Here is a 23,551-nt window from a genome sequence, read left to right as displayed (position 1 = left end):
CTTCCCTCTCCTGCATCTTGCCAGTCTTGCCTTCCGGCGCCCTCACTTTCCCATCCTCCCCACCCTCCCTGCTCTCCCTGCTCTCCCTGCTCTCCCTGCTCTCCCTGTTCTTCCAGTCCTCCATCACGCGACTCCGCCGCCGTACATTGGCGTCTCTTTCGCCTGTGACTGTCGTGCTGACTGCAACCGTCTTTATGGTCTTTATCTGCCCCTGCCTTTGATCCTGCGACTCTAGCTCTCTCCCGCGCCGCGTCCCCGACCAGCTCTACGCGTCTCTGGGTATCGGCATTCCGACTCGCCTCATCACGCGGAGGCATCCCCGCCATGCCAGGATGATCCCCTGACTCGTCCCGAACGATGGGACCTTCGCCCGGACACTCGCCCTGGCAAGGCTTCTTCTCGATTCACAGCCGTTTTCACTGCCTGCTTGAAGACGAGCAGTGGAATCATCCACAGGATTCAACGCGATGCAGACAGGTGTCGATAAGTGGACCTCAAGCCGGGATAAAATAGCCTTGTCTGATGGCATATGAGGATATTTTTAAACCATGCCGTCGTGCAGGCCATCGCGACCTCGGCCGACGAGTCTCCTGCGCGGCTCGTCCGGCTGCATGAACAAGGTGTCATCGTTGTCTCCTGCCGCCTCGTCATTTACTTTCACTGCCCCGTCATTTACACAAAAAACCAACCTGACAGGCGTGATTCATTTACCTGTTTTCTACCTCCCAGACACGAATGATGAGCCGGGTAATATCCCGTGTCGTTTTTTTACTATTTATTCGCTCATCCCCCTTGCCCGGGGGTCGGCGGCTGCCTAAAATCGCGCGTCTTTTATCAACCCCCACCTCTATCGTTGGAGAACACACGTGAGCGAAAAATTGGCCAACCCTGCCCCTCTGGGTCTGATGGGTTTCGGTATGACCACCATTCTGCTGAACATCCATAACGCAGGCTTCTTCCCCATCAGTGCCATGATCCTGGCCATGGGCCTGTGCTATGGCGGTCTCGCCCAGATCATCGCCGGCATCATGGAGTACAAGCGTGGCAACACCTTCGGTGTCACCGCTTTCATCTCCTACGGCACCTTCTGGTGGAGCCTGGTGTTCCTGCTGATGATGCCTGGCATGGGCCTGGCTGAAGCCACCCCCCACGCCTTCATGGGCTGGTATCTGCTGATGTGGGGCATGTTCACCCTGTTCATGCTGGTTGGCACCGTCAACTTCCCCCGCGTGAAGCAGTTCGTGTTCGCCTCCCTGACAGTGCTCTTCTTCCTGCTGGCCGCCCGTGACTTCACCGGCAGCACCCTGATCGGTACCATCGCCGGTTTCGAAGGCATCATCTGTGGTGCCAGCGCCATCTACCTGGCCATGGCCACCGTGATCAACGAGCAGTTCGGCCGCACCGTGCTGCCCATCGGTGATCACAAGAAAGCCGCAGCCGTCCAGCTCAAGGCTGCCGCCTAAGCCGCAGACATGGCTCGCGATGACGCGCCCATGATGAAAAAGGCACCCCGAGGGGTGCCTTTTTGTTTGCCTGCAAAAGCAGCCCGCTAGCTGGGCAAGGACTCCTCCCCCGCCAGCAAACGGGTGGCCGGGAAGCGCGCCGCCGGCTGCTGACCATAGAAATGCTCGAACTGCTCGTAGACGGCGGGATAGACGGCCCGCAGCCGCAGGGGATCGGTGAAGAAGCTCTCGCTGCACACCGCAAAGAACTCCGCGGGATGCGAGGCCGCATAAGGGTCTATCTGGGTCACTTCGTCCCGGGCCAGCTGCTCATTCATCTCATCGAAGGCGCTTTGCAGGGCACGGGTCCAGGATTGTTGCTCCATGCCGCTCGGCAAAGGGGGCGCCCCGTCCGCATCGCCTCCCAGCATGTCGAGCTTGTGGGCCAGCTCGTGGATCACCAGGTTGAAACCATCCCAGTCCCCGTCCTGCTGCAACTCGCTCCAGGCCAGCACCAGCGGCCCCTGGGGCCAGGATTCGCCCGCGTTCTCCTCTTCCCACTCGCTCACCAGCCCGAACTCGTCCTGCACCTCCTGACGACGGGTGACAGGCTCGGGGATGATGATCACCTCATGAAAACCGCGATACCAGTCCATCCCCAGATGCAGGATGGGCAACACCGCCTGCAGGGCCAGCACCGCCTGCTGGCGCGCCGTGAGCTCGACCCCGATCTGGGTCAGGGTCTTGCGGGCCAGAAACTGGGTGGCCAGCGCCGTCAGCCGCTGCTCTTCGGCGGGAGTGAATCCCTGCAAGATGGGGATGGCGGCCAGCGCCTGCTGCCATTCAAGCGCCTGGGGGGCATTGTCCGCCGACCGGGCTGGTACACCGAATACACTTCTTAACCTCGACCAGAACACAGACTCTCCCGTTTCACTTCAGATGACCTTGACGAATCGCTTGGGGCGCTCGAGATAACCCTGTCCCAGATAGAAGCGGTGCGCCCCCTCCCGCTTGAGACTGCTGGAGAGCTCCAGCTGCATGCAACCGGCCACCCGGGCCCGCTCCTCCACTGTCGCCAGCAGCCTGGCCCCGACCCCGAGGCTCCTTGCACTATCATCGACGACCAGCGCCGAGATGAGGCCCCAGGCGGGTGCAACGTGCAGCGGTTGCAGGCGATGCCACACCAGCACCCCGACCACGGCCTCCGCCATGCAGGCCACCAGCACCTCCCGCGCCGGATCCGGCTGCATCAACCCCTGGCTCACCCCGGCTTCGAGGGCCGGGTAACCCAGCTGGACGAACAGGGACGCGAGGGCGGCACCATCCCCCTGCTCGGCAAGACGAACGATGCAACCATTTCCATCCTTGATGACGCGAGATCTCACTTCTGGCCTCAAACTTGCTCTCCTTATCAGGGGCACTCAGGGTCATGTCGGAAGCCACCCTCATGATGGCTGGGCCACTGGGGGAAATTCCGCCCTATGGGTAAGCGCCGTATCTTGTCCACCACTCACTGCCAATTGTTACTGTCAATTCACAAATTAACAGCCTGGCAACATATTTCGCTAGGAAGCACTGGCACAAGTCGATATGTTAAAACCCGCGGACTTTGCAGTCGAAAGTCCCGTGTCAATCGGTGTGACCCCCTTGGTCACCCACTATTCAATTTAGGGAACGAGGCGCAGACCTCGTCAAGACAGCGCAACAAAGGAGTTGTTGTACATGAATGAGATCGTCAATGCCATCAATGGTGTGATCTGGAGCCCAGCGCTCATCTATCTGTGCCTGGGAGTCGGCCTCTACTTCTCCCTGCGCAGCCGTTTTTTGCAACTGCGTCATATCAAGGAGATGATCCGGTTGATGTTTGATGGCAAGAGTACCGATGCCGGTGTCTCTTCCTTCCAGGCGCTGGCCATGACCCTGGCGGGTCGGGTCGGTACCGGCAACATTGCAGGGGTCGCCACCGCCATCACCTTCGGCGGCCCGGGCGCCCTGTTCTGGATGTGGATGGTTGCCTTCCTTGGCGCCAGCTCCGCCTTCGTGGAGTCCACCCTGGGCCAGGTCTACAAAGAGAAGATCAACGGCGAATACCGCGGTGGCCCGGCTTTCTACATCGAGAAAGGACTCGGCATCAAGTGGTACGCCTGGACCTTCGCCATCGCCACCATCTTCGCCTGCGGCGTGCTGCTGCCAGGGGTACAGGCCAACTCCATCGGTGCCAGCCTGCAGACTGCCTTTGATATCGATCCCAACGTCACCGCCGCGGGTCTGGCCATGCTGCTTGGCTTCATCATCTTCGGCGGCGTGAAGCGCATCGCTCACTTCGCCAGTACCGTGGTGCCCTTCATGGCGCTGGGCTACATCATCGTCGCCTGCGTCATCATCGCCCTCAACATCGGTCAGCTGCCGGGCATACTGCTGCTCATCTGGAAGAGTGCCTTCGGGATGGATGCCGGTTTCGGTGCCATTCTGGGCCTGGCCATCATGTGGGGGGTCAAACGCGGGGTCTACTCCAACGAAGCCGGTCAAGGCACCGGCCCGCACGCCTCCTCCGCCGCCGCCGTGAGCCACCCGGCCAAGCAGGGTCTGGTACAGGCGTTCTCCGTCTACATCGACACCCTGTTTGTCTGCTCCGCCACCGGCTTCATGCTGCTCATCACCGGCCTCTACAACGTGCAAGGTCCGGATGGCGCTGCTCTCTATACCGGTATCGCCGGTGTGGCCGCGGGCCCTGGCTATGTGCAGACCGCCATGGAGAGCATGATGCCGGGCTTTGGTAGCTACTTCGTGGCCATCGCGCTCTTCTTCTTCGCGTTCACCACCATCGTCGCCTACTACTACATCGCCGAGACCAACATCGCCTTCATCAACCGCAAGATCAACCGCCCCTGGCTCACCTTCATCCTGAAGATCGGCCTGATGGCGGCCACGGTGTACGGCACGGTCAAGACCGCCGATCTGGCATGGGGTCTGGGGGATATCGGGGTCGGCCTGATGGCCTGGCTCAACATCGGTGCCATCTTGCTGCTGCAAAAGACCGCCTTTGTCTGCCTGCGCGACTATGAGGCACAAAAAGCCCAAGGGCTGGATCCCGTGTTCCACCCGGAAAAGCTCGGCATCAAGAACGCCGATTACTGGACGGGCCGTCGCTCCGAGCAAAACCTGGAGCAGGAGCAAGCCGGTCATCCGTTCGAGGCGGATCGCACACCGTCCTGATCCCGCTCACCGAATGAGATCAAAAATGGCAGCCCTGGCTGCCATTTTCATTCTTTAAAAATCAATGAGTTATATAAAAATCAACAAGTTGAGCGCCACTCTAGGGGACGCTGTGGGACGAGGAAAGACACCATTTTTGGCAAAATCTGGACACTTTTTCCCGCCCGTTATCAGGAAAATCAAGCCGGTTGAAGGTGGTTTTCCAGCGGGTTGAAGCGGACCGCATCATTAAGATAATCCGGTGCAAAGTGGGCATAGGTCATCGTCTGATGAATGTTGTGATGACCGAGAATTTTTTGCAGCGCCAGGATATTTCCCCCCACCATCATGAAGTGAGAAGCGAACGTATGGCGCAGCACATGAACCACCTGCCCTGCTGGCAAATCAGGGGCAACTTGCTTGATCACGTCGCGCACCAGCAGATAGTCAATGTCTGGATTTAGTTGAACACTACAATCTCTGCTGGATCAGCAAAGCCGATAACTTGCGCCATTCATCAGCATACTCCTTTCTAAGGTAGCGCTGCCTGATGATGGCCATCCCCTTTCTAACCAAACCAGCACTCTTCTCTTTAGCTATGAGCTCTTGGATATCACGCCACAAAGTTTCACTCTCAAAACCAGACCAGATAGGAGGAACTGGTGAAAGAGCATTCGTATAACAAACAGGTGCAACCCATTCGAACAAAACGAATTCCACATGCTTCAGAGGAAAGTTTTTGGCAACTGAAGCGATATATTCGTAGTCTACTTCGTTATCAACGAAAATATCTGATAAGGCTTCGCATAAATCTTTATCTGTCAGTTGATCTGCCAACGGGTAAATTCCTCTATTTCTTCATCAAGGCTATCGGCAACTACAGAACCCGCTACACCACCGGCAATACTACCTAACAGAACCAGAGCTATTGCACAAAATGGAGCACCTGGACCACATACAGAAGAAACAGCCAAACCGGCCAGCCACCCTCCTGCAACACCACCGCCGATCTGCATCCCCTGTTTTACAGCTTCTTTAGGCTTGTTATCTGCATTGAGAACCGCATGAGTAGCCAAGGCTGCCGTTACGATTACTCCAACCTTACCAAGAACCTTAAGGCGGCGGTTTGCAGTCGTGAACTTGGGGTTATCTCGAGCAGATGATTCAATAATCTCGTAATGAATTGCTCCTTTCTGCTGGGCAGACAGGCTTTTGAAATCTTTGCCAAATTTCTTCTTCGCGTATTTATCAAACAACTGGTCCAAAGACGGTGGTGCTTTTTTGTGACGTTCAGCCAGCGCCAACCCTTGAGCAGAGGTATATTTTCGATGCTCAGCCATAATCTGATTGCGCATTTCGTAGCAGAATTCAGCTGCTTCTTTTACCGATATCTTCTTCGTCGCGGCCAATTGCTTGACCTCTGAAACAACCCGCTTGATGTTCGAGGTATAGCTGCTTCTTACATTCGCATCACTAATTGCATCAGTAGAGAACTTGATTGCAGCACCTTCAAAAGCAGCCAAGGCATTACTTAAAACGGGATCTTCAACTGGATGCTGTTGCTTTGCCGAAAAGTTTCCATCTATTTGCGCGTATGCCATACACAATTATCCGATGATTTTACCAAGTAGAACTTCCGTTAGACTCTGGCTAACTTGTTCACGCTCAAAGCTCTCAATTTCTAGCTTCACGCACGTAGCACCCGAGATCGACGAAAACATCACTTCATTCTGCTGATTAAATTGCCCTTGAACCACAAAACCATCGTCCAAGGTAGCCAGACACTTAACACCTGCGTAATCAAACATTGCAGGCATGGTGAAGCCAATCCATTTTGTGCTTGGAAGCAGGGAAGAAATTGATGAGCTACCTTCTGGCCCAGAATCACCGACCGTGACTGTGCCTCCCCCAATGATTACGCCTCCACAAGATATTCCTTTCCCCGTGAAGGCAAGTGGTTTTCCATTCACAAAAACACTGCTTGAACCCGCAGCAACCTCCCTAGGATGAGGTGGATTATTTGGCTTGTCATGAGGTTCAAGGGGGTCGCCAACTCTTGCCGCTGGCATACCATCTATAAACACATCTGGAGAACCGGCGGTCACTTTTGTCGGCCGAAAGCCGTCGTGATCTGTACCGATGTCGCCGACCTTTGCTGCATTGCCCATCAATAAAACCCAAGTGAATCCAACCCGAGGGCTAACTTATGAACAATATCGCCTCACGTCAATAGCAAGATATTGAAATAAGAATTCTCTCACAGACCGCGGCAAGCTCCGTCAATAACAGACGAATCAAGTCAGATACAACCAACAGTGTTGGCCTAAGAGCATGATCCAAGTGAACGGAGAAGACACTCACCGATGAGTTCAGTACTCGAGGTAGAACTAGCAGAGTTGCCAGAGAGCTCACATCTGAAAAGCGTGGTCACCATGTGGACACATGAAATATAAAAGCGTTATTAAATAGCACCTTATGAATAAGACAATGGCAGCCCTAGCTGCCATTTTTCTTTGGTTAAGGCTGCACCATGGGGCGGCTTTCATCCCCTAGAGCGCGTTGCGCCTCGGTCCGAACGGCAGGCGCCAGCGAAACAGGCTGTTGAGGGTGGCGCGCCACTGATTGGGCCGCCCCAGGATCTGTCGCTGCAAGCGGGTCTCTTCTTTGAGCATCGCCTCATCGCTGCGGGCCCAGGCCTGGGTATAGAGCTGCTTGATCCCCGCCAGGGCATCCGGTGACTTGGTGATGAGGGTGTGCGCAAACGCCCGCGCCTCCTCCAGGGGATCATCGCAGACCCGGCTCACCAGGCCGAGGCTCTTCGCCTCCGCGGCCAGCAGCTCACGCCCGCTCATGGCAAGCTCCATGGCGGTATCCACCCCCATCAGATTGCGCAAGGTGACGCTGCCACTCATGTCGGGAATGATGCCCCACTTGATCTCCATCACCGAGAAGCGGCAATCCGGCGTGCTGAAGCGAAAATCGGCGCCGAGCGCTATCTGCAGGCCACCGCCGAAGCAGACCCCCTGCGTCACGGCGATCACCGGTACCGGCAACTGGTGCCAACCGTAGGCCACCCGCTGGGCCAGATTGGTCGCCTCGTCCGCCTCGCGCTTGAGAATGTCCAGGGCCGCCACCGGCTGACGCAGCATGGATTTCACATCCAGCCCTGCGCAGAAGGCGCGCCCCTCCCCGTGCAGGATCACCGCCCGCAGCCCCTTGTGCTGACTCAGCTCAATGAGTGTCTCGTCGATGGCCCCGAACATCGCCCTGTCCAGCGCATTGAGTTTGTCCCCCCGGCTCAACAGCACCTCGGCGATGCCGTCCCGGATCGTCCACTTGACCCTTGGTTTGTCCATGTCCTCTCTTCTCCCTGTGAATCGACACTGGTCATACCACAACGTTACCAGAGTGTTACCAGCGGGGATAGAGAGGCTTGGCTCCCACTGCGACTAAAGTCGGCTGGCCTTTCGTCACCCCTCTTTGCCAGACTGGCACCAGGTTCCCTGCCCCAGGCCGAGACAAGCCATGTCCCTCTTGTTCGATTTCGCCCGTCCCCCCTTTGACTGCCTGGATACAGAGGCGCGCGACCATCTCGGCCAGCATCTCAGCATCTGCTATTTTCGCGCCGGTCAGACGGTGCTGAGCCCAGGGGAAGCCCCGCCCGGCCTCTACCTCATCACCAAGGGGGCGGTGGAAGAGTCCGGCCCTCACCAGCGCTTCGGCGACTACGGAGAGGGGGACATGTTCGATGTGCGGGCCCAGTTCGATGGCCATTGCCGCCATCGCTTCGACGCCCTGGAAGACAGCCTCTGCCAGCTCATTCCCGCGGACGTGTTTCAGCACCTCTGCGCCCGGCATCCCGACTTTGCCCACTACTTCACCGCCACCCTGACCGAGCGCCAGCGCGAGCAGGAGCGGCGCAGCCAGCTTGGCCAGCAGAATCTGGCGGAATTCATCCTGACCCGCATCGACCCGCATCATCTGCAACCCGCCCTGCAGCTCGGCAAGCACAGCACCCTGCTGGCCGCCAGCGAGGCCATGGCGGCCAAGGGCACGGATTGCCTGCTCTACCCGGCCGCCGATGGCAGCCTGAGCCTCACCACCCGCAAGACCCTGCTCCATGCCCTGACCCTGAGCGGCCTGCCACTCTCGGCCCCACTCTCGCTGCTGACCCCGGCCCCGCTCATCGGCCTGACCCTCGGCAGCTATCTGTTCGATGCCCTGCTGCTGATGACCCGTCATCGCATCAAGCGACTGGTGGTCTGGCAGGGGCACGAGGTGGCGGGCATCCTGCACCTGACCCAGGTGCTCGGCCTTTTTTCCGCCCACTCCCACGTGCTGACCCTGCGCATCGCCCGGGCAGATGATCCCGCCTCCCTGGAGGCTGTCGCCCGGGAGCAGCAACAGCTCATCCGCACCCTTCATGCCCAGGGGATCCACACCCTCTTTCTGATGCGCCTCGTCGCCACCATCAACGAGCAGCTGATCGCCAAGGCCTTCACCCTGGTGATCCCGGCCGAGGTACAAGACAAGGTGTGCCTGCTGATGCTGGGCTCGGAGGGGCGTGGCGAGCAGATCCAGAAGAGCGATCAGGACAATGCCCTGATCCTGCAAACCGGGCTGCACTGGCCGGACAGGGCGCGCGATCTCGCCGCCTTCAGCGCTCTGCTGGCTCGCCTCGGCTATCCCCCCTGCCCCGGCCGTGTGATGGTCAGCAATCCGGTCTGGACCAGGGAGGCGGGCCAGTGGCAGGACAACATCGAACAAGCCTGCCACAGGGCCAGCGAGGACGACCTGCTCTGGCTGGCGACCCTGGCCGATGCCCAGGCCATCGCCGGAGATCGCAACCTGCTGCCCCCCCTTGCCCGGCATCTGCGAACCGCACTCTCGGAGCGGCCCGATCTGCTGGCCGAGATGGCGAGGGCGGCGGTCGCCTTTCACACCCCCCTGACTCTCTTCGGGCGCCTTGAGCAGGCACCGGAGGGGCTGGATCTCAAGCGCGGCGGCCTCTTCCCCCTGGTTCATGGCTTGCGCGTGCTGGCCCTGGAGGCGGGAATATTGGAGACCTCGACCCTGGGTCGCATCGAGACATTGGTGGCCCAGGGGCGCCTCAGCCAGGACTATGGCGCCAACCTGGCGGAGGCATTTCGGCTCTTCATTCGCCTGCGGCTCGCCAGTCAGCTCAAGGGAGAAAGCAGGGTGAGAGTGGAAACGCTCGGTCACGGGGAGCGGGATCTGCTGCGCCACGCCCTGCATCAGGTGAAGAAGTTCCAGCAGTGGCTCGGCATCCACTTTCGTCTAAGGCAGTGAGCTGAACATGAGTCTCTGGCAGCACGGGCGCAGACGCTGGCATGGCCGCCACTTTCGTCAGGGGGAGTTCGCCCCCCTGTTCGGCCCGCCCCCGACGGATGAGTGGGTGGCGCTGGACTTCGAGACCACCAGCCTGGATCCTAAGCGCGCCGAGATCGTCGCCATCGGCGCCGTACGCATCGGGGGCAACCGGCTGCTCACCGGCGAGGCGCTCTCCCTCAAGGTGCAGGCCCCCCCCAGCCTCAACGGGCTGTCGGTCGCCATCCACGGCCTGCGCCATCAGGATCTGCAAGAGGGGCTGCCCCTCGAAGAGGCCCTGCGCCAGCTGCTGGCCTTCATCGGGCCACGGGAACTGGTGGGCTACCACATTGCCTATGACCTTCGCATCCTCAACCTGGCCTGCCATCAGCGCTGGGGGCTGCACCTGCCCCAGCGCGGCATAGAGGTGAGCCGCCTCTATCACGACAAGATCTACCGCCGCCACCCCGATGCCGTCATCGATCTGCACCTGGCCGCCATCTGCGAGCATCTTGCCCTGCCGCCCCTGCCCGCCCACGACGCCCTGGCGGATGCCGCCGCCGCGGGCCTCATCTTCCTGCGCCTCACCCGGGGCGGCCCCCTGACTTATCCCAAAGTCTAATTGTCGACAAATAACATTTAATTCACATTTCAGTTACATGGGCAGGCCTCCTGCTCGGTAGGGACAAGTTCACACACAGTCGACACAACCGTCACGGAGAACTGCAATGGAACAGCAACGCTATCTGAGGATCCAGCAAGATCCTATCTTCCAGGAGTTGGTCAGCAAACGCCAACGCTTCGCCTGGACCCTCTCCATCCTGATGCTGGGGCTCTACCTGGCATTCATCCTGCTCATCGCCTTCGCCCCCGGCTGGCTCGGCACGCCGCTGAGTGAAGGGTCTGCCATCACCCGTGGCATCCCGGTGGGGGTGGGTCTCATCCTCTCCTCCTTCGTGCTGACCGGCATCTATGTCTATCGCGCCAACGGCGAGTTTGACGAGCTGAACAACCAGATCCTCAAGGGAGCTCAATCATGAGCGGCATCTCCATGAAACAGACCGCCTTGCTGCTGCTCGGCGGCCTTCTCTCCACCCCCCTGCTGGCGGCCGATGCGCTGACGGGCGAGGTGCAGCGCCAGCCCCTCAACGTGCCGGCCATCGTCATGTTCGTTGCCTTCGTGGCCGCCACCCTGTTCATCACCTACTGGGCCTCCAAGCGCAACCGCTCGGCCTCCGACTACTACGCCGCCGGCGGGCGCATCACCGGCTTCCAGAATGGCCTGGCCATCGCCGGTGACTACATGTCCGCCGCCTCCTTCCTCGGCATCTCCGCCCTGGTCTACACCTCGGGCTATGACGGCCTCATCTACTCCATCGGCTTCCTGGTGGGCTGGCCCATCATCCTGTTCCTCATCGCTGAGCGGCTGCGCAACCTCGGCAAGTACACCTTCGCCGACGTCGCCTCCTACCGCCTCAAGCAGACCGAGGTACGTACCCTCTCCGCCAGCGGTTCCCTGGTGGTGGTGGCCCTCTACCTCATCGCCCAGATGGTCGGTGCCGGCAAGCTCATCGAGCTCCTGTTCGGCCTGCAATATCACATCGCCGTGGTACTGGTCGGGATCCTGATGGTGCTCTACGTGCTGTTTGGCGGCATGCTGGCCACCACCTGGGTACAGATCATCAAGGCGGTGATGCTGCTCTCCGGCGCCTCCTTCATGGCCATCATGGTGATGAAGTCCGTCAACTTCGACATCGGCGCCCTGTTCAGCGAAGCGGTCAAGGTACACGCCAACGGCATCGCCATCATGAGCCCGGGCGGCCTGGTCTCCGACCCCATCTCCGCCATCTCGCTGGGACTGGCATTGATGTTCGGCACCGCCGGCCTGCCCCACATCCTGATGCGCTTCTTCACCGTGGGTGACGCCAAGGAAGCCCGCAAGTCGGTATTCTACGCCACCGGTTTCATCGGCTACTTCTACATCCTGACCTTCATCATCGGCTTCGGTGCCATCCTGCTGGTCAGCACCAACCCGGCCTTCAAGGACGCCACCGGCGCCCTGCTCGGCGGCACCAACATGGCGGCCGTACACCTGGCCGATGCCGTGGGTGGCAGCCTGTTCCTCGGCTTCATCAGCGCCGTGGCCTTCGCCACCATCCTCGCGGTGGTCGCCGGCCTCACCCTGGCGGGTGCGTCTGCGGTCTCCCACGACCTCTATGCCTGCGTGCTGAAGAAGGGCAAGGCCAACGAAGTGGACGAGCTGCGGGTCTCCAAGATGACAACCCTGGTACTGGGTGTGGTCGCCATCGGCCTTGGCATCCTGTTCGAGAAGCAGAACATCGCCTTCATGGTGGGTCTGGCCTTCTCCATCGCGGCAAGCTGCAACTTCCCGGTGCTCTTCCTCTCCATGTTCTGGTCTCGCCTGACGACGCGCGGTGCCGTCTACGGTGGCTGGATGGGGCTGGTGAGCGCGGTCACCCTGATGATCCTGGGCCCCACCATCTGGGTGAAGGTGCTGGGTCATGCCGAGCCCATCTACCCGTACGAGTACCCGGCCCTCTTCTCAATGGCCATCGCTTTCATCGGGATCTGGTTCTTCTCGGTGACCGACAAGTCCCAAAATGCCAGCGACGAACATGCGAAGTTCTTCCCGCAGTTCGTGCGCTCCCAGACCGGGCTCGGTGCCGCCAGCGCCAGCTCCCACTAAGCCCCGTCACTTTGTTTCCAAGCCGGCCCTGTGCCGGCTTTTTCTTTTCTCTTCCCCCTCTTCGCTATCTGGGGCCCGGCATCAGAGTCAATCTCTTCGCGGTTACCGCCACCGACCCGCTGCAATAGCGCCAGATCACAGTTCTCGCTAAAACTTTCGGGGGATCTGTGCCATAATGCGCGCCATTTGACAGACCAACCGGGACATTCCAGTGCTTTCAAGCAACAACATCACCATGCAGTTCGGCGCCAAGCCGCTGTTTGAGAACATCAGCGTCAAGTTTGGCGGCGGCAACCGCTACGGCCTCATCGGCGCAAACGGCTGTGGCAAGTCCACCTTCATGAAGATCCTCGGCGGCGATCTGGAGCCCACTGGCGGTAATGTGAGCCTGGACGTCAACGAGCGCATCGGTAAGCTGCGCCAGGATCAGTTCGCCTACGAAGAGATGCGCGTACTGGACGTGGTCATGATGGGTCACACCGAGCTGTGGGCCGCCATCGCCGAGCGTGACGCCATCTATGCGAACCTGGAAGCGACCGACGAAGACTACATGAAGGCTGCCGAGCTCGAAGGCCTGGTCGCCGAGTACGACGGCTACACTGCCGAAGCCCGCGCGGGCGAGCTGCTGCTGGGGGCCGGCATTCCCATCGAGCAGCACAACGGCCCCATGAGCGAAGTAGCCCCGGGCTGGAAGCTGCGGGTGCTGCTGGCACAGGCGCTGTTCTCCAACCCCGATATCCTGCTGCTGGACGAACCGACCAACAACCTGGACATCAACACCATTCGCTGGCTGGAGCAGGTACTGAACGATCGTGAGAGCACCATGATCATCATCTCGCACGACCGTCACTTCCTGAACTCCGTCTGCACCCACATGGCGGATCTGGATTACGGCGAGCTGCGGGTCTACCCGGGCAACTACGACGAGTACATGACCGCGGCCACCCAGGCCCGCGAGCGTCTGATCGCCGACAACGCCAAGAAGAAGGCTCAGATCGCCGATCTGCAATCCTTCGTCTCCCGTTTCAGCGCCAACGCCTCCAAGTCCAGCCAGGCGACCTCACGCCTCAAGCAGATCGACAAGATCAAGATTGAAGAAGTGAAGGTCTCCAGCCGTCAGAACCCCTTCATCCGCTTCGAGCAGGAGAAGAAGCTCTATCGCAACATCCTGGAAGTGGAAGGCGTTTCCAAGGGTTATGGCGAGGCGCCCCTGTTCAAGGGCCTCAACATGATGCTGGAAGTGGGCGAGAAAGTCGCCATCCTGGGGACCAACGGCATCGGTAAATCCACCCTGATCAAGACCCTCGTCGGCTCACTGGCACCGGATACCGGCACCATCAAATGGTCCGAGAACGCCCAGATCGGCTACTACGCCCAGGATCACGCGGAAGACTTCGACACCGATCTCAACGTGTTCGACTGGATGGCCCAGTGGAAACAGGCCAACGAAGACGAACAGGCAGTGCGCTCCGTGCTGGGTCGTCTGCTGTTCTCCCAGGACGACATCAAGAAGCCGGTCAAGGTGCTCTCCGGTGGTGAACAGGGCCGCATGCTGTTCGGCAAGCTGATGATGCAGCGCCCCAACATCCTTATCATGGATGAGCCGACCAACCACCTGGACATGGAATCCATCGAATCCTTGAACCTGGCGCTGGAGATGTATCAGGGCACCCTTATCTTCGTCTCCCACGACCGCGAGTTCGTCTCCTCCCTGGCGACCCGGATCCTGGAGCTGACCGAGAACGGCATCCGTGACTTCGGCGGTACCTACGAGGATTACCTGCGCACCCAGGGTGTGGTGTAAGCCTCCCCTGCTCAGGTCATCATGCAAACCGGCGCCCAGGCGCCGGTTTTTTTATTGTCTTATATGTACGCCGGCCTACCCGTGCTGCCAATCTATCCGCAGTGCCTGTCTATCCGTATTGCCTATCTATCAGCGTGGCCTGTCTGCCTGTGCTCCGGGTCGCCGAGTCCCTCGCCGCTGGCATCCCCTGACCCCGAACCGACCTCAGTGAGATGCACTGTCAGTATGCCCAGGACGTGGGAAGCAAATCCCCGGGCACCAAGATACTGCCAAGGCCATTCATATCAACGCACTTCATCTGCATTGACCAGAAATCATCGATAGATAACGCTACATAATCAAAACTTCATAGATAAAAAAACGGCCCCGATGTGGGGCCGTTTTTGATGGATTGCGATGCCGGATTACTCGACGGTCGCTTCCACGTCAGTGAAGTACTCAATCTTGGCGGACTTGCGCAGCCCGTCGATGAGCGCCTTGTAGTCGGCCTGGGCCTTGCCCTGGCCAAGCTGGCCTTGCAGCAGGTTGACCATCTCGGACGGCTTCTCGGTCACATTGACCTTGTCCAGCGCCACTACCACGCGATCGCCGTTGGCTTCGGCAACCAGTTCGACGCTCGGCTTGCCATCCTTCGGATGGGGCATGCGGAACGCCTGGGCCAGCAGGTTCTGATCCAGATCCTGAGTGAAGCGCACGACACCCTTGTGGGCCTCGACCTTGGCACCCAGGGCGGTCAGATCGGCCTGGATATCGTCACCGGCATGCAGTTTGTCCAGCAGGGCCTGCGCCTTGCCACGGGCCACTTCGCTCGCCTTGTCATGCTTGATGGCCGCAACCACCTGCTCCTTGACCTCAGCCAGCGGCTTGGCGGCCTTGGGCTGATGGCCCATGATGTGCAGCACCAGTGCCTTGCCATCCCCGAGTTCAATCACGTCGGAGTTGGTGTTGTCATCGCGCAGCTGTTCGGAGAAGGCGGCGGAGATCACCTTGGGATCGTTCAGCGGTGCCGGGGCATCGGCCTGGCTGAAGTAATCGGAGGAGACCACCTTCAGGCCCATGGCTTCTGCGGTCAGATCCAGGGAGTCCGGGTTCTCGAAGCTGCTGTCAGCCATCTTCTGCTGCTCGGCAAAGAACTGCTCCTTGGCCTTGTCAGACTGCAGACGGGTGATGGTCTCGCTCATCACATCGACAAACGGCTTGGTCTTGGCCGGTTCGACCGCCAGCAGCTTGATGATGTGGAAACCGAACGGGCTCTTCACCACGGTGGAGAGATCGCCAGCCTTGGCCAGGGCAAAGGCCGCCTTCTCGAAGGCCGGATCCATCACCCCTTTCTCGAACCAGTCCAGCTCGCCGCCCTTCTTGGCGGAGAAGGTATCGGACGAGTTGGCCTTGGCCAGGGCAGCGAAATCTTCACCGCCTTTCGCCTTGGTCAGCAGGGCTTCGGCTTGCTGCTCGGCCGCCTTCTCATCCTTGCCAAACGGGATCAGGATGTGGGCCACCTGACGACGCTCCACACGCTGGAACAGGTCCTGGTGCTGATCGTAGTAATCCTGCGCATCCTGCTCGGTCACCTTGATGTCTTTGCTCAAGGTGGCGGCATCCAGCAGCAGATAGTCGACCTTGACCTTCTCGTCATTCATGAAGCGGGTGCTGTTGGCCTTGTAGAACTGCTCTACCTCGGCGTCGGTCACCTGAACCTCGTCGACGTAGGCTGCGGCCGCCAGGCGCACCAGACGCAGATCGCGCGTCTGGTTGTAGAGCTTGTCGAGCTGTTCGGCTTCACCCTTGAGGGCGAATTCGGAACCCAGCACGGCGCCCATCAGCTGCTGACGCACCATGTCCTGGCGCAGGGAGTCACGGAACATCTCCGGAGTCATGCCGGCGCGGCGGATGAGTTGCAGATAGCGGTCGTTGTTGAACTTGCCGTTCTCGGCAAATTCCGGCATGGCGACGATGGCCTGCTTGATCTGCTCGTCGCTGACGCGCAGACCCAGCTCACGGGCCTTGCCGTCGATCAGTGCCTGATCGATGAGACGGTCAAGAACGCCGCGGCGGAACTGTTTCATGTAATCGGGATTGGCGGCCAGCTGGTTGAAGGCTTCCCCCATCTGGGATTCCATGCGGGCCCGCTCGTTACGATAGGCATTCTCCAGTGCGGGAGCACTGATGTCATTGCCGTTGACGGTAGCGGGGGCGGTACGTGCCGGGCCATTGAGGTAGCTACCTACACCGGCCAAGGCAAAGGAGAGGATGATCAGGCCCAAGATAACCTTGGCTACCTTGCCCTGCGCCCCTTCGCGTAGTTTATCCAACATCATGTTTGTACTTATGCTCCCGAACTCGATGGGCGTAAATAATGAAAAGGCGCACCGATTGCGATGCGCCTTGGTCAATCAGTATGAGGGAGAGCCCTCTCACTTGTCTGGTCTGTGACCAAGGACGGTGCCGATGTGATATCAGCGTCCGGCTTAGTTGACCGCGTCTTTCAGGGCCTTGCCGGCTTTGAAGGCAGGAACTTTACCGGCGGCGATTTCGATGGTCGCACCAGTTTGCGGATTGCGGCCGGAGCGAGCAGCACGCTCACGAACAGCGAAAGTACCGAAGCCAACCAGCGCAACCTGGTCACCCTCTTTCAGCGCTTCACCAACGGCATCGATGAAAGCATCCAGCGCACGGCCAGCAGCGGCTTTGGAGATATCAGCACCGTCTGCAATCTTGTCAATCAGTTGAGATTTATTCACTCTTATTTTCCCCTATTATCGAACATCGCTGCGGCGCTGATTTCCCTGGCCACAACAGTGGAGGTTTTATAGCAAGCCTCCTGATCAGTTGCAAGTGACAATCTGGCGCAAACCCGCGCCACATCACGCATTGCGACTCATCATGAGTACCCGATCGGTGGTCAAGGCTACTTCCGTTATCCGGCGCATGCAAGCCTTAACCACCCCTCGAATGCGCCAAATTTGCGGCGCATCAACATTTACACGACAGAAACGCGTTCGAAACCCTGCGGATTGTCTTGCAGTGCCAGCGCCAGCACCTCATCTATCCAGCGAACCGGATAGATTTCAAGGTCTTGTTTGACGTTGGCCGGGATTTCTTCCAGGTCCCGCTCGTTCTCTTTCGGGATCAGCACCCGCTTGATGCCACCACGGTGAGCCGCCAGCAGCTTCTCCTTGAGACCACCGATGGGCAGCACTTCGCCGCGCAGGGTGATCTCGCCGGTCATGGCCACATCGGCACGCACCGGGTTGCCAGTCAGGCTGGAGACCAGGGCGGTACACATGGCGATACCGGCGCTCGGGCCGTCTTTCGGGGTTGCCCCTTCCGGCACGTGCACGTGGATATCGCGCTTCTCGTAGAAGTCGCCGTTGATGCGCAGCTTCTCGGCACGGGCCCGCACCACCGTCATGGCCGCCTGGATGGACTCCTGCATCACATCACCGAGCGATCCGGTGTAGGTGAGCTTGCCCTTGCCCGGCATGTTGGTGGTCTCGATGGTGAGCAGATCTCCCCCCACCTCGGTCCAGGCCAGACCGCACACCTGACCAATCTGGTTCTGGTCGGTGGCCTTGCCGTAGTCGAAGCGCTGTACCCCGAGGAACTCCTTGAGGTTCTCCTGATTGACCAGAACATGCTTGATGCTCTTGTCCAGCAGGATCCGCTTGACCGCCTTGCGACAGATCTTGGAGATCTCGCGCTCCAGACTACGCACCCCCGCCTCGCGGGTGTAGTAGCGGATGACCCCGATCAGCGCCGAGTCATCGATGGTGATCTCCGCAGGCTTCAAGCCGTTGCGCTGGATCTGCTTGGCCACCAGATGCTGCTTGGCGATATTGAGCTTCTCGTCCTCGGTGTAACCGGACAGACGGATCACTTCCATCCGGTCCAGCAGCGGACCCGGGATGTTCATGGAGTTGGAGGTGGCCACGAACATCACGTCCGACAGGTCATAATCCACTTCCAGATAGTGATCGTTGAAGCTGCTGTTCTGTTCGGGATCCAGTACTTCCAGCAAGGCAGACGCGGGATCGCCGCGCATGTCCGAGCTCATCTTGTCGATCTCGTCGAGCAGGAACAGCGGGTTCTTCACGCCGACTTTCGCCATCTTCTGGATGAGCTTGCCGGGCATGGAGCCGATGTAGGTACGACGATGACCGCGGATCTCCGCCTCGTCACGCACGCCGCCGAGCGCCATGCGCACATATTTGCGGCCGGTGGCCTTGGCGATGGACTGACCGAGCGAGGTCTTGCCCACACCGGGAGGCCCAACCAGGCAGAGGATGGGGCCCTTGAGCTTGTTGACCCGCGCCTGCACCGCCAGATACTCGAGGATGCGATCCTTGACCTTGTCCAGGCCATAATGATCCGCGTCCAGCACCTCCTGGGCCTTGCCGAGGTCTTTTTTGACCTTGGAGCGGGCCTTCCAGGGCACCTGCACCATCCAGTCCACGTAGCTGCGCACGACCGTGGCTTCGGCGGACATGGGGGACATCATCTTCAGCTTGGCGAGTTCGGCCTGGGCCTTCTCACGGGCATCTTCCGGCATCCCCGCCTCTTCAATCTTGCGATTGAGGGCTTCGAATTCGTCCGGACTGTCTTCCAGCTCACCCAGCTCTTTCTGGATGGCCTTCATCTGCTCGTTGAGGTAATACTCCCGCTGGCTCTTCTCCATCTGCTTCTTGACCCGGGAGCGGATGCGTTTCTCGACCTGCAGCAGGTCGATCTCCGACTCCATCATGGCCATCAGAAACTCGATGCGCTCGGACACGGAGGCGATTTCCAGCACCTTCTGCTTGTCTTCGAGCTTGAGCGGCATGTGGGCCGCCATGGTGTCAGCCAGGCGTGCAGCATCATCGATCGCCGAGATCGAGGTGAGCACCTCGGGCGGGATCTTCTTGTTGAGCTTGATGTAACCTTCAAACTGGCCGATGGCGGAGCGCACCAGCACATCCTGGTCCTTCTCGTCGATGGCGGCAGACGCGATGTACTGCGCCTCCCCGACGAAGAAGTCCTTGTCATCGATCACCCGCTCAAGACGGGCACGCTGACCCCCTTCCACCAGCACCTTGACGGTGCCATCCGGCAGCTTGAGCATCTGCAAAATGTTGGCCACTGTCCCGACGGTGAAGATCTCCTCCACCGTAGGCTCGTCTGTCGACGCATCCTTCTGGGCCACCAGCAGGACTTTCTTGTCCTGCTCCATGGCCGCTTCCAGACAGCGAATGGATTTTTCCCGCCCCACAAAGAGTGGAATGACCATGTGGGGGTAAACCACCACGTCACGAAGAGGCAGGACGGGAATCTCGATGCGTTCAGAACGCTCTAGGTTCATATATGTCCTCTCGGCTTGTTATACCGTTGGCAAAGCGCTTGGCAGAGTATATGGGGGCGCAAAGATGAGATTCAATCGCCTTGGCCGTAAAAAGCAAGAAAGGGGCAAAACGCCCCTTTATGTGATTAAAAATCAGCCAGTTACTCTGAAGCAGCGGCCTGAGTCTCGGAATTGTCGTAGATCATCAGGGGAGCGGAGTCGCCCTTGATCACCGTCTCGTCGATCACCACCTTGCTGACCCCTTTCAGGGACGGCAGGTCGTACATGGTGTCGAGCAGCACGGCTTCGACAATGGATCGCAGACCCCGGGCACCGGTTTTGCGCTCCATCGCCTTGCGCGCGATGGCGTTCAGGGCGTCGTCACGGAACTCCAGTTCCACCTCTTCCAGGGCGAACAGGGCGGCATACTGCTTGGTCAGGGCGTTTTTCGGCTCTTTCAGGATCTGGATGAGGGCAGCCTCGTCCAGCTCGGTGAGGGTCGCCACCACGGGCAGACGGCCGATGAACTCGGGGATGAGACCGTATTTGATCAAATCTTCCGGTTCTACCTTGGCAAAGTTCTCGCTCAGGGTCGCCTTGGCATTCTTGGACTTGACGTCAGCGCCAAAGCCGATGCCGGTTCCCTTGACGGAGCGCTGCTCGATGACCTTGTCCAGGCCCGCGAAGGCGCCACCACAGATGAACAGGATCTTGGAGGTATCGACCTGCAAGAACTCCTGCTGCGGGTGCTTGCGACCCCCTTGCGGCGGTACCGAGGCGATGGTGCCCTCGATCAGCTTGAGCAGTGCCTGCTGCACCCCTTCCCCGGAGACGTCGCGGGTGATGGAGGGGTTGTCCGACTTGCGGGAGATCTTGTCGATCTCGTCGATGTAGACGATGCCACGCTGGGCCTTCTCCACGTCGTAGTCGCACTTTTGCAGCAGCTTCTGGATGATGTTCTCCACGTCCTCGCCCACGTAACCGGCTTCGGTCAGGGTGGTGGCATCGGCCATGGTGAAGGGCACATCCAGCAGGCGAGCCAGTGTCTCGGCCAGCAGGGTCTTGCCGCTGCCGGTGGGACCGATCAGCAGAATGTTGGACTTGCCGAGCTCGACGCCCCCTGACTCACTACCGCTGCGCAGGCGCTTGTAGTGGTTGTAGACTGCAACGGCCAGTACCTTCTTGGCGTACTCCTGACCGATCACGTAGTCATCCAGGTGAGCACGGATCTCATGAGGGGTCGGCAGCTCGCTGCCATCACGCTTGGGGGAGATCTCGCGGATCTCCTCGCGGATGATATCGTTGCACAGCTCGACACACTCGTCACATACATAGACGGAAGGGCCAGCGATCAGCTTGCGCACTTCATGCTGGCTCTTGCCGCAGAAAGAGCAATAAAGCAGCTTGTCGCCCTCACCCTTGCGTTTCTCTGTCATTCAGCAACCTCGTTTTATCAATAGAGGATGGATATCGTCCTGCTGAGTTTACAACAGGACGGGGCACCCTGCTCAAGCACACCCTTTGGGAAAATCGTCACCCAGGAGCGCTCAAGTCGGCTTGACGGACCTGACCGTGACTCAGCCGCGCTGGCTCAGGATGCCGTCCACCAGACCATAGGCCACGGCCTGCTCCGCCGACATGAAGTTGTCACGGTCGGTATCGCGCTCGATGGTGGCCATGTCCTGACCGGTATGGAAGGCCAGACGATCGTTCAGGGTGTTCTTGATCTTCAAAATTTCCTGGGCGTGGATCTGGATATCAGAAGCCTGACCCTGGAAGCCGCCAAGGGGCTGGTGGATCATCACCCGGGCGTTTGGCAGGCAGAAGCGCTTGCCCTTGGCACCACCGGCCAGCAGGAAGGCGCCCATGGAGCAGGCCTGCCCCATACAGACGGTGCTGACGTCCGGTTTGATGAACTGCATGGTGTCATAGATGGACATCCCCGCAGTGACCGCGCCACCCGGCGAGTTGATGTAGATGCTGATGTCCTGATCCGGGTTCTCGGATTCGAGGAACAGCAGTTGAGCCACCACCAGGTTCGCCATGTGATCCTCGACCTGACCGGTCAGGAAGATCACCCGCTCTTTGAGCAGACGGGAATAGATGTCGTAGGAACGCTCACCCTTGGCCGTTTGCTCTACCACCATAGGGATGAGCGCATTGCGTGGGGATTCAGTCACATCGTTATAGTTTTTGTACATAAGGCATTGTCCCTAAAATAAAATGGCCCGAGTGGAGATCACACGAGCCATTATACTTAACAGTTTTGACCTTAAGTCAAATGATCTTAGGCAGCGGCACCGGACTTGTTGATCACGTCGTCGAAGGCCACTTCTTTCTCGGTCACTTGGGCCTTGGACAGGATCAGGTCGATGGCTTGATCTTCAACCGCCAGATTGCGGACGCCGTTCAGCATCTGCTCGTTCTTCTGGTAGTACTCGATCACTTCCTTCGGATCTTCGTAAGCGGTGGCCATGGACTCGATGATGCTGGTCACACGGGCCTCGTCAGCCTTGATCTCGTTGGTGCGGATGACATCACCCAGCAGCAGACCCACGCGGACGCGGCGCTCGGCTTGAGCCTGGAACAGCTCGGCCGGCAGCTCGGGAGCGTTGCCGCCCTGGAAGCCACCGAAACGCTGCAGCGCCTGCTGACGCAGGGTGTCGATTTCCTGGACAACGGCAGCCTTGGGCAGATCGATCTGGTTGGCTTCAACCAGGCCGTTCAGCACTTGCTCTTTCACGCTGTTTTTCAGGGCCTGGGCCAGTTCGCGCTCCATGTTCTTGCGCACTTCGGCTTTCAGCTCTTCCACGTTGCCGCTTTCGATGCCGAAGCGCTTGACGAACTCTTCGGTCAGCTCAGGCAGTACCTGCTCTTCAACCTTGGTCAGCTTGGAGGCAAACTTGGCCGCCTTGCCTTTCAGGTTTTCGGCGTGGTAGTCAACCGGGAAGGTCACGTCGATGGTGAACTCGTCGCCTGCTTTCTTGCCGATGATGGCGTCTTCGAAGCCCGGGATCATGCGGCCAGCGCCCAGTTCCAGTGCGAAGCCTTCGGCCTTGCCGCCGTCGAACTCTTCACCGTCGATGGAGCCGACGAAGTCCAGGGTCACACGCATGCCGTTGGCGGCAGCGGTGTCCACTTCGGACCAGGTGGCGTGCTGCTTGCGCAGGGTGTCGATCATGTTGGCCAGATCGGCATCCTTGACGGAAGCAACCGGCTTCTCGACCTTGATGCTCTCCAGACCGGCAACTTCAAACTCAGGGTACACTTCGAAAGTGGCTGTGAATTCGAAATCCTGGCCTTCCTTGATCTCTTTCGGATCCATGGTCGGCGCACCGGCCGGGCTCAGTTTGTTTTCGATGATGGCTTTGATGAAGTTGTTCTGCATCATTTCATCGGCAACGCGGGCATGGGCCATGGCACCAAACATCTTCTTGATGATGGTCGCCGGTGCCTTGCCAGGACGGAAGCCGTCGATGCGACGAGTCTTGGCCAGGCCATTCAATTCTTTGCGCACGGCAGCGTCAACGGTCGCAGCCGGTACGGTGATGGTAAGACGGCGTTCCAGACCCTGGGTTGTCTCTACAGAAACTTGCATTCTTTTACCTCGTTCAACTCAGCACTGCGTGCTGACCCTTTATTACCCCTGGGCACATACCCGGAGTCTTCCTGTTTATAAAGACAACGACTGTCTTTGTGATGAGAAAATTTGACGCGACATTATAGCGGCGCACAGTGGTCGCGTCGAGCCGCACATCCCC

Annotated in this window: 19 protein-coding genes and 1 pseudogene; 7 read left to right on the top strand and 13 right to left on the bottom strand. The window is 59.3% G+C overall.

The window, feature by feature from the left end:
* Positions 1–866: 866 nt before the first annotated feature.
* Positions 867–1,463, top strand: a complete 597-nt coding sequence (locus ACW5W7_RS03635) for an acetate uptake transporter (RefSeq protein WP_349922098.1) — start codon at positions 867–869, stop codon at positions 1,461–1,463.
* Positions 1,464–1,549: 86 nt separating this feature from the next.
* Here ACW5W7_RS03635 and ACW5W7_RS03630 read toward each other — a convergent pair whose 3' ends face one another.
* Together ACW5W7_RS03630 and ACW5W7_RS03625 are read right to left on the bottom strand one after the other, a co-directional pair.
* On the bottom strand, positions 1,550–2,359 hold the full coding sequence (locus tag ACW5W7_RS03630) for a M90 family metallopeptidase (RefSeq protein ID WP_456500798.1): 810 nt from the start codon (positions 2,357–2,359) through the stop codon (positions 1,550–1,552).
* 18 nt (positions 2,360–2,377) lie between these two features.
* Entirely contained in the window at positions 2,378–2,791 is a 414-nt protein-coding gene (locus tag ACW5W7_RS03625) for a GNAT family N-acetyltransferase (protein ID WP_456500874.1), read from the bottom strand.
* A 373-nt stretch (positions 2,792–3,164) separates the two neighbouring features.
* Between ACW5W7_RS03625 and ACW5W7_RS03620 the strand changes: the two genes are divergently transcribed.
* A complete protein-coding gene (locus ACW5W7_RS03620; RefSeq protein WP_349922096.1) occupies positions 3,165–4,658 on the top strand; it encodes an alanine/glycine:cation symporter family protein in 1,494 nt (497 codons plus the stop codon).
* 179 nt (positions 4,659–4,837) lie between these two features.
* Here the strand turns inward: ACW5W7_RS03620 and ACW5W7_RS03615 are convergent.
* From ACW5W7_RS03615 to ACW5W7_RS03595, 5 genes and pseudogenes are all read right to left on the bottom strand, one after another.
* Positions 4,838–5,041, bottom strand: a pseudogene (locus ACW5W7_RS03615) (tyrosine-type recombinase/integrase); the annotation flags it as partial.
* Between the two features lie 67 nt (positions 5,042–5,108).
* The gene (locus tag ACW5W7_RS03610) at positions 5,109–5,474 is read right to left on the bottom strand and encodes a DUF7079 family protein (RefSeq protein WP_456500797.1); all 366 of its coding nucleotides are present in this window, start codon (positions 5,472–5,474) and stop codon (positions 5,109–5,111) included.
* Complete coding sequence (locus ACW5W7_RS03605; protein ID WP_456500796.1) at positions 5,459–6,238, bottom strand: hypothetical protein; 780 nt, start codon at positions 6,236–6,238, stop codon at positions 5,459–5,461. The genes ACW5W7_RS03610 and ACW5W7_RS03605 overlap by 16 nt, the downstream gene beginning before the upstream one ends.
* A gap of 6 nt (positions 6,239–6,244) precedes the next feature.
* Entirely contained in the window at positions 6,245–6,805 is a 561-nt protein-coding gene (locus ACW5W7_RS03600) for a type VI secretion system PAAR protein (protein WP_456500795.1), read from the bottom strand.
* A gap of 381 nt (positions 6,806–7,186) precedes the next feature.
* Entirely contained in the window at positions 7,187–7,993 is an 807-nt protein-coding gene (locus ACW5W7_RS03595) for a crotonase/enoyl-CoA hydratase family protein (RefSeq protein ID WP_456500794.1), read from the bottom strand.
* A gap of 169 nt (positions 7,994–8,162) precedes the next feature.
* Between ACW5W7_RS03595 and ACW5W7_RS03590 the strand changes: the two genes are divergently transcribed.
* The 5 genes from ACW5W7_RS03590 (at position 8,163) to ACW5W7_RS03570 (ending at position 14,476) form a co-directional block, all read left to right on the top strand.
* A complete protein-coding gene (locus ACW5W7_RS03590; protein ID WP_456500793.1) occupies positions 8,163–9,947 on the top strand; it encodes a putative nucleotidyltransferase substrate binding domain-containing protein in 1,785 nt (594 codons plus the stop codon).
* A gap of 7 nt (positions 9,948–9,954) precedes the next feature.
* Positions 9,955–10,587, top strand: coding sequence for a 3'-5' exonuclease (locus tag ACW5W7_RS03585; protein WP_456500792.1), 633 nt, complete (start codon positions 9,955–9,957; stop codon positions 10,585–10,587).
* Between the two features lie 106 nt (positions 10,588–10,693).
* On the top strand, positions 10,694–11,005 hold the full coding sequence (locus tag ACW5W7_RS03580) for a DUF485 domain-containing protein (protein ID WP_456500791.1): 312 nt from the start codon (positions 10,694–10,696) through the stop codon (positions 11,003–11,005).
* Positions 11,006–11,016: 11 nt separating this feature from the next.
* A complete protein-coding gene (locus ACW5W7_RS03575) occupies positions 11,017–12,672 on the top strand; it encodes a cation acetate symporter (protein ID WP_349922448.1) in 1,656 nt (551 codons plus the stop codon).
* 211 nt (positions 12,673–12,883) lie between these two features.
* The gene (locus tag ACW5W7_RS03570; protein ID WP_456500790.1) at positions 12,884–14,476 is read left to right on the top strand and encodes an ABC-F family ATPase; all 1,593 of its coding nucleotides are present in this window, start codon (positions 12,884–12,886) and stop codon (positions 14,474–14,476) included.
* Between the two features lie 404 nt (positions 14,477–14,880).
* Here ACW5W7_RS03570 and ppiD read toward each other — a convergent pair whose 3' ends face one another.
* The 6 genes from ppiD to tig form a co-directional block, all read right to left on the bottom strand.
* Entirely contained in the window at positions 14,881–16,794 is a 1,914-nt protein-coding gene (gene ppiD, locus ACW5W7_RS03565; RefSeq protein ID WP_456500789.1) for a peptidylprolyl isomerase, read from the bottom strand.
* A 150-nt stretch (positions 16,795–16,944) separates the two neighbouring features.
* Entirely contained in the window at positions 16,945–17,217 is a 273-nt protein-coding gene (gene hupB, locus ACW5W7_RS03560; RefSeq protein ID WP_005315375.1) for a nucleoid-associated protein HU-beta, read from the bottom strand.
* Between the two features lie 239 nt (positions 17,218–17,456).
* Positions 17,457–19,811, bottom strand: a complete 2,355-nt coding sequence (gene lon / locus ACW5W7_RS03555; protein ID WP_456500788.1) for an endopeptidase La — start codon at positions 19,809–19,811, stop codon at positions 17,457–17,459.
* Between the two features lie 140 nt (positions 19,812–19,951).
* The gene (gene clpX / locus ACW5W7_RS03550) at positions 19,952–21,226 is read right to left on the bottom strand and encodes an ATP-dependent protease ATP-binding subunit ClpX (RefSeq protein ID WP_349922088.1); all 1,275 of its coding nucleotides are present in this window, start codon (positions 21,224–21,226) and stop codon (positions 19,952–19,954) included.
* 141 nt (positions 21,227–21,367) lie between these two features.
* Positions 21,368–21,991, bottom strand: coding sequence for an ATP-dependent Clp endopeptidase proteolytic subunit ClpP (clpP, locus tag ACW5W7_RS03545; protein WP_005324106.1), 624 nt, complete (start codon positions 21,989–21,991; stop codon positions 21,368–21,370).
* 86 nt (positions 21,992–22,077) lie between these two features.
* Positions 22,078–23,388: a trigger factor gene (tig, locus tag ACW5W7_RS03540; RefSeq protein ID WP_456500787.1), complete on the bottom strand. Its 1,311-nt coding sequence runs from the start codon at positions 23,386–23,388 to the stop codon at positions 22,078–22,080.
* Positions 23,389–23,551: the final 163 nt, after the last annotated feature.

This window comes from Aeromonas intestinalis, from assembly GCF_054052485.1.
The sequence above is the reverse complement of the archived record's forward strand: the minus strand, read 5'-3'. Positions and strand labels throughout refer to the sequence as shown.

Coding starts and splice junctions, on each gene's coding strand:
- ACW5W7_RS03620 (WP_349922096.1), top strand. CDS start 3,165: ATGAATGAGATCGTCAATGCCATCAATGGTGTGATCTGGAGCCCAGCG.
- ACW5W7_RS03605 (WP_456500796.1), bottom strand. CDS start 6,238: ATGGCATACGCGCAAATAGATGGAAACTTTTCGGCAAAGCAACAGCAT.
- ACW5W7_RS03600 (WP_456500795.1), bottom strand. CDS start 6,805: ATGGGCAATGCAGCAAAGGTCGGCGACATCGGTACAGATCACGACGGC.
- ACW5W7_RS03595 (WP_456500794.1), bottom strand. CDS start 7,993: ATGGACAAACCAAGGGTCAAGTGGACGATCCGGGACGGCATCGCCGAG.
- ACW5W7_RS03590 (WP_456500793.1), top strand. CDS start 8,163: ATGTCCCTCTTGTTCGATTTCGCCCGTCCCCCCTTTGACTGCCTGGAT.
- ACW5W7_RS03585 (WP_456500792.1), top strand. CDS start 9,955: ATGAGTCTCTGGCAGCACGGGCGCAGACGCTGGCATGGCCGCCACTTT.
- ACW5W7_RS03580 (WP_456500791.1), top strand. CDS start 10,694: ATGGAACAGCAACGCTATCTGAGGATCCAGCAAGATCCTATCTTCCAG.
- ACW5W7_RS03575 (WP_349922448.1), top strand. CDS start 11,017: ATGAAACAGACCGCCTTGCTGCTGCTCGGCGGCCTTCTCTCCACCCCC.
- ppiD (WP_456500789.1), bottom strand. CDS start 16,794: ATGATGTTGGATAAACTACGCGAAGGGGCGCAGGGCAAGGTAGCCAAG.
- lon (WP_456500788.1), bottom strand. CDS start 19,811: ATGAACCTAGAGCGTTCTGAACGCATCGAGATTCCCGTCCTGCCTCTT.
- clpX (WP_349922088.1), bottom strand. CDS start 21,226: ATGACAGAGAAACGCAAGGGTGAGGGCGACAAGCTGCTTTATTGCTCT.
- clpP (WP_005324106.1), bottom strand. CDS start 21,991: ATGTACAAAAACTATAACGATGTGACTGAATCCCCACGCAATGCGCTC.
- tig (WP_456500787.1), bottom strand. CDS start 23,388: ATGCAAGTTTCTGTAGAGACAACCCAGGGTCTGGAACGCCGTCTTACC.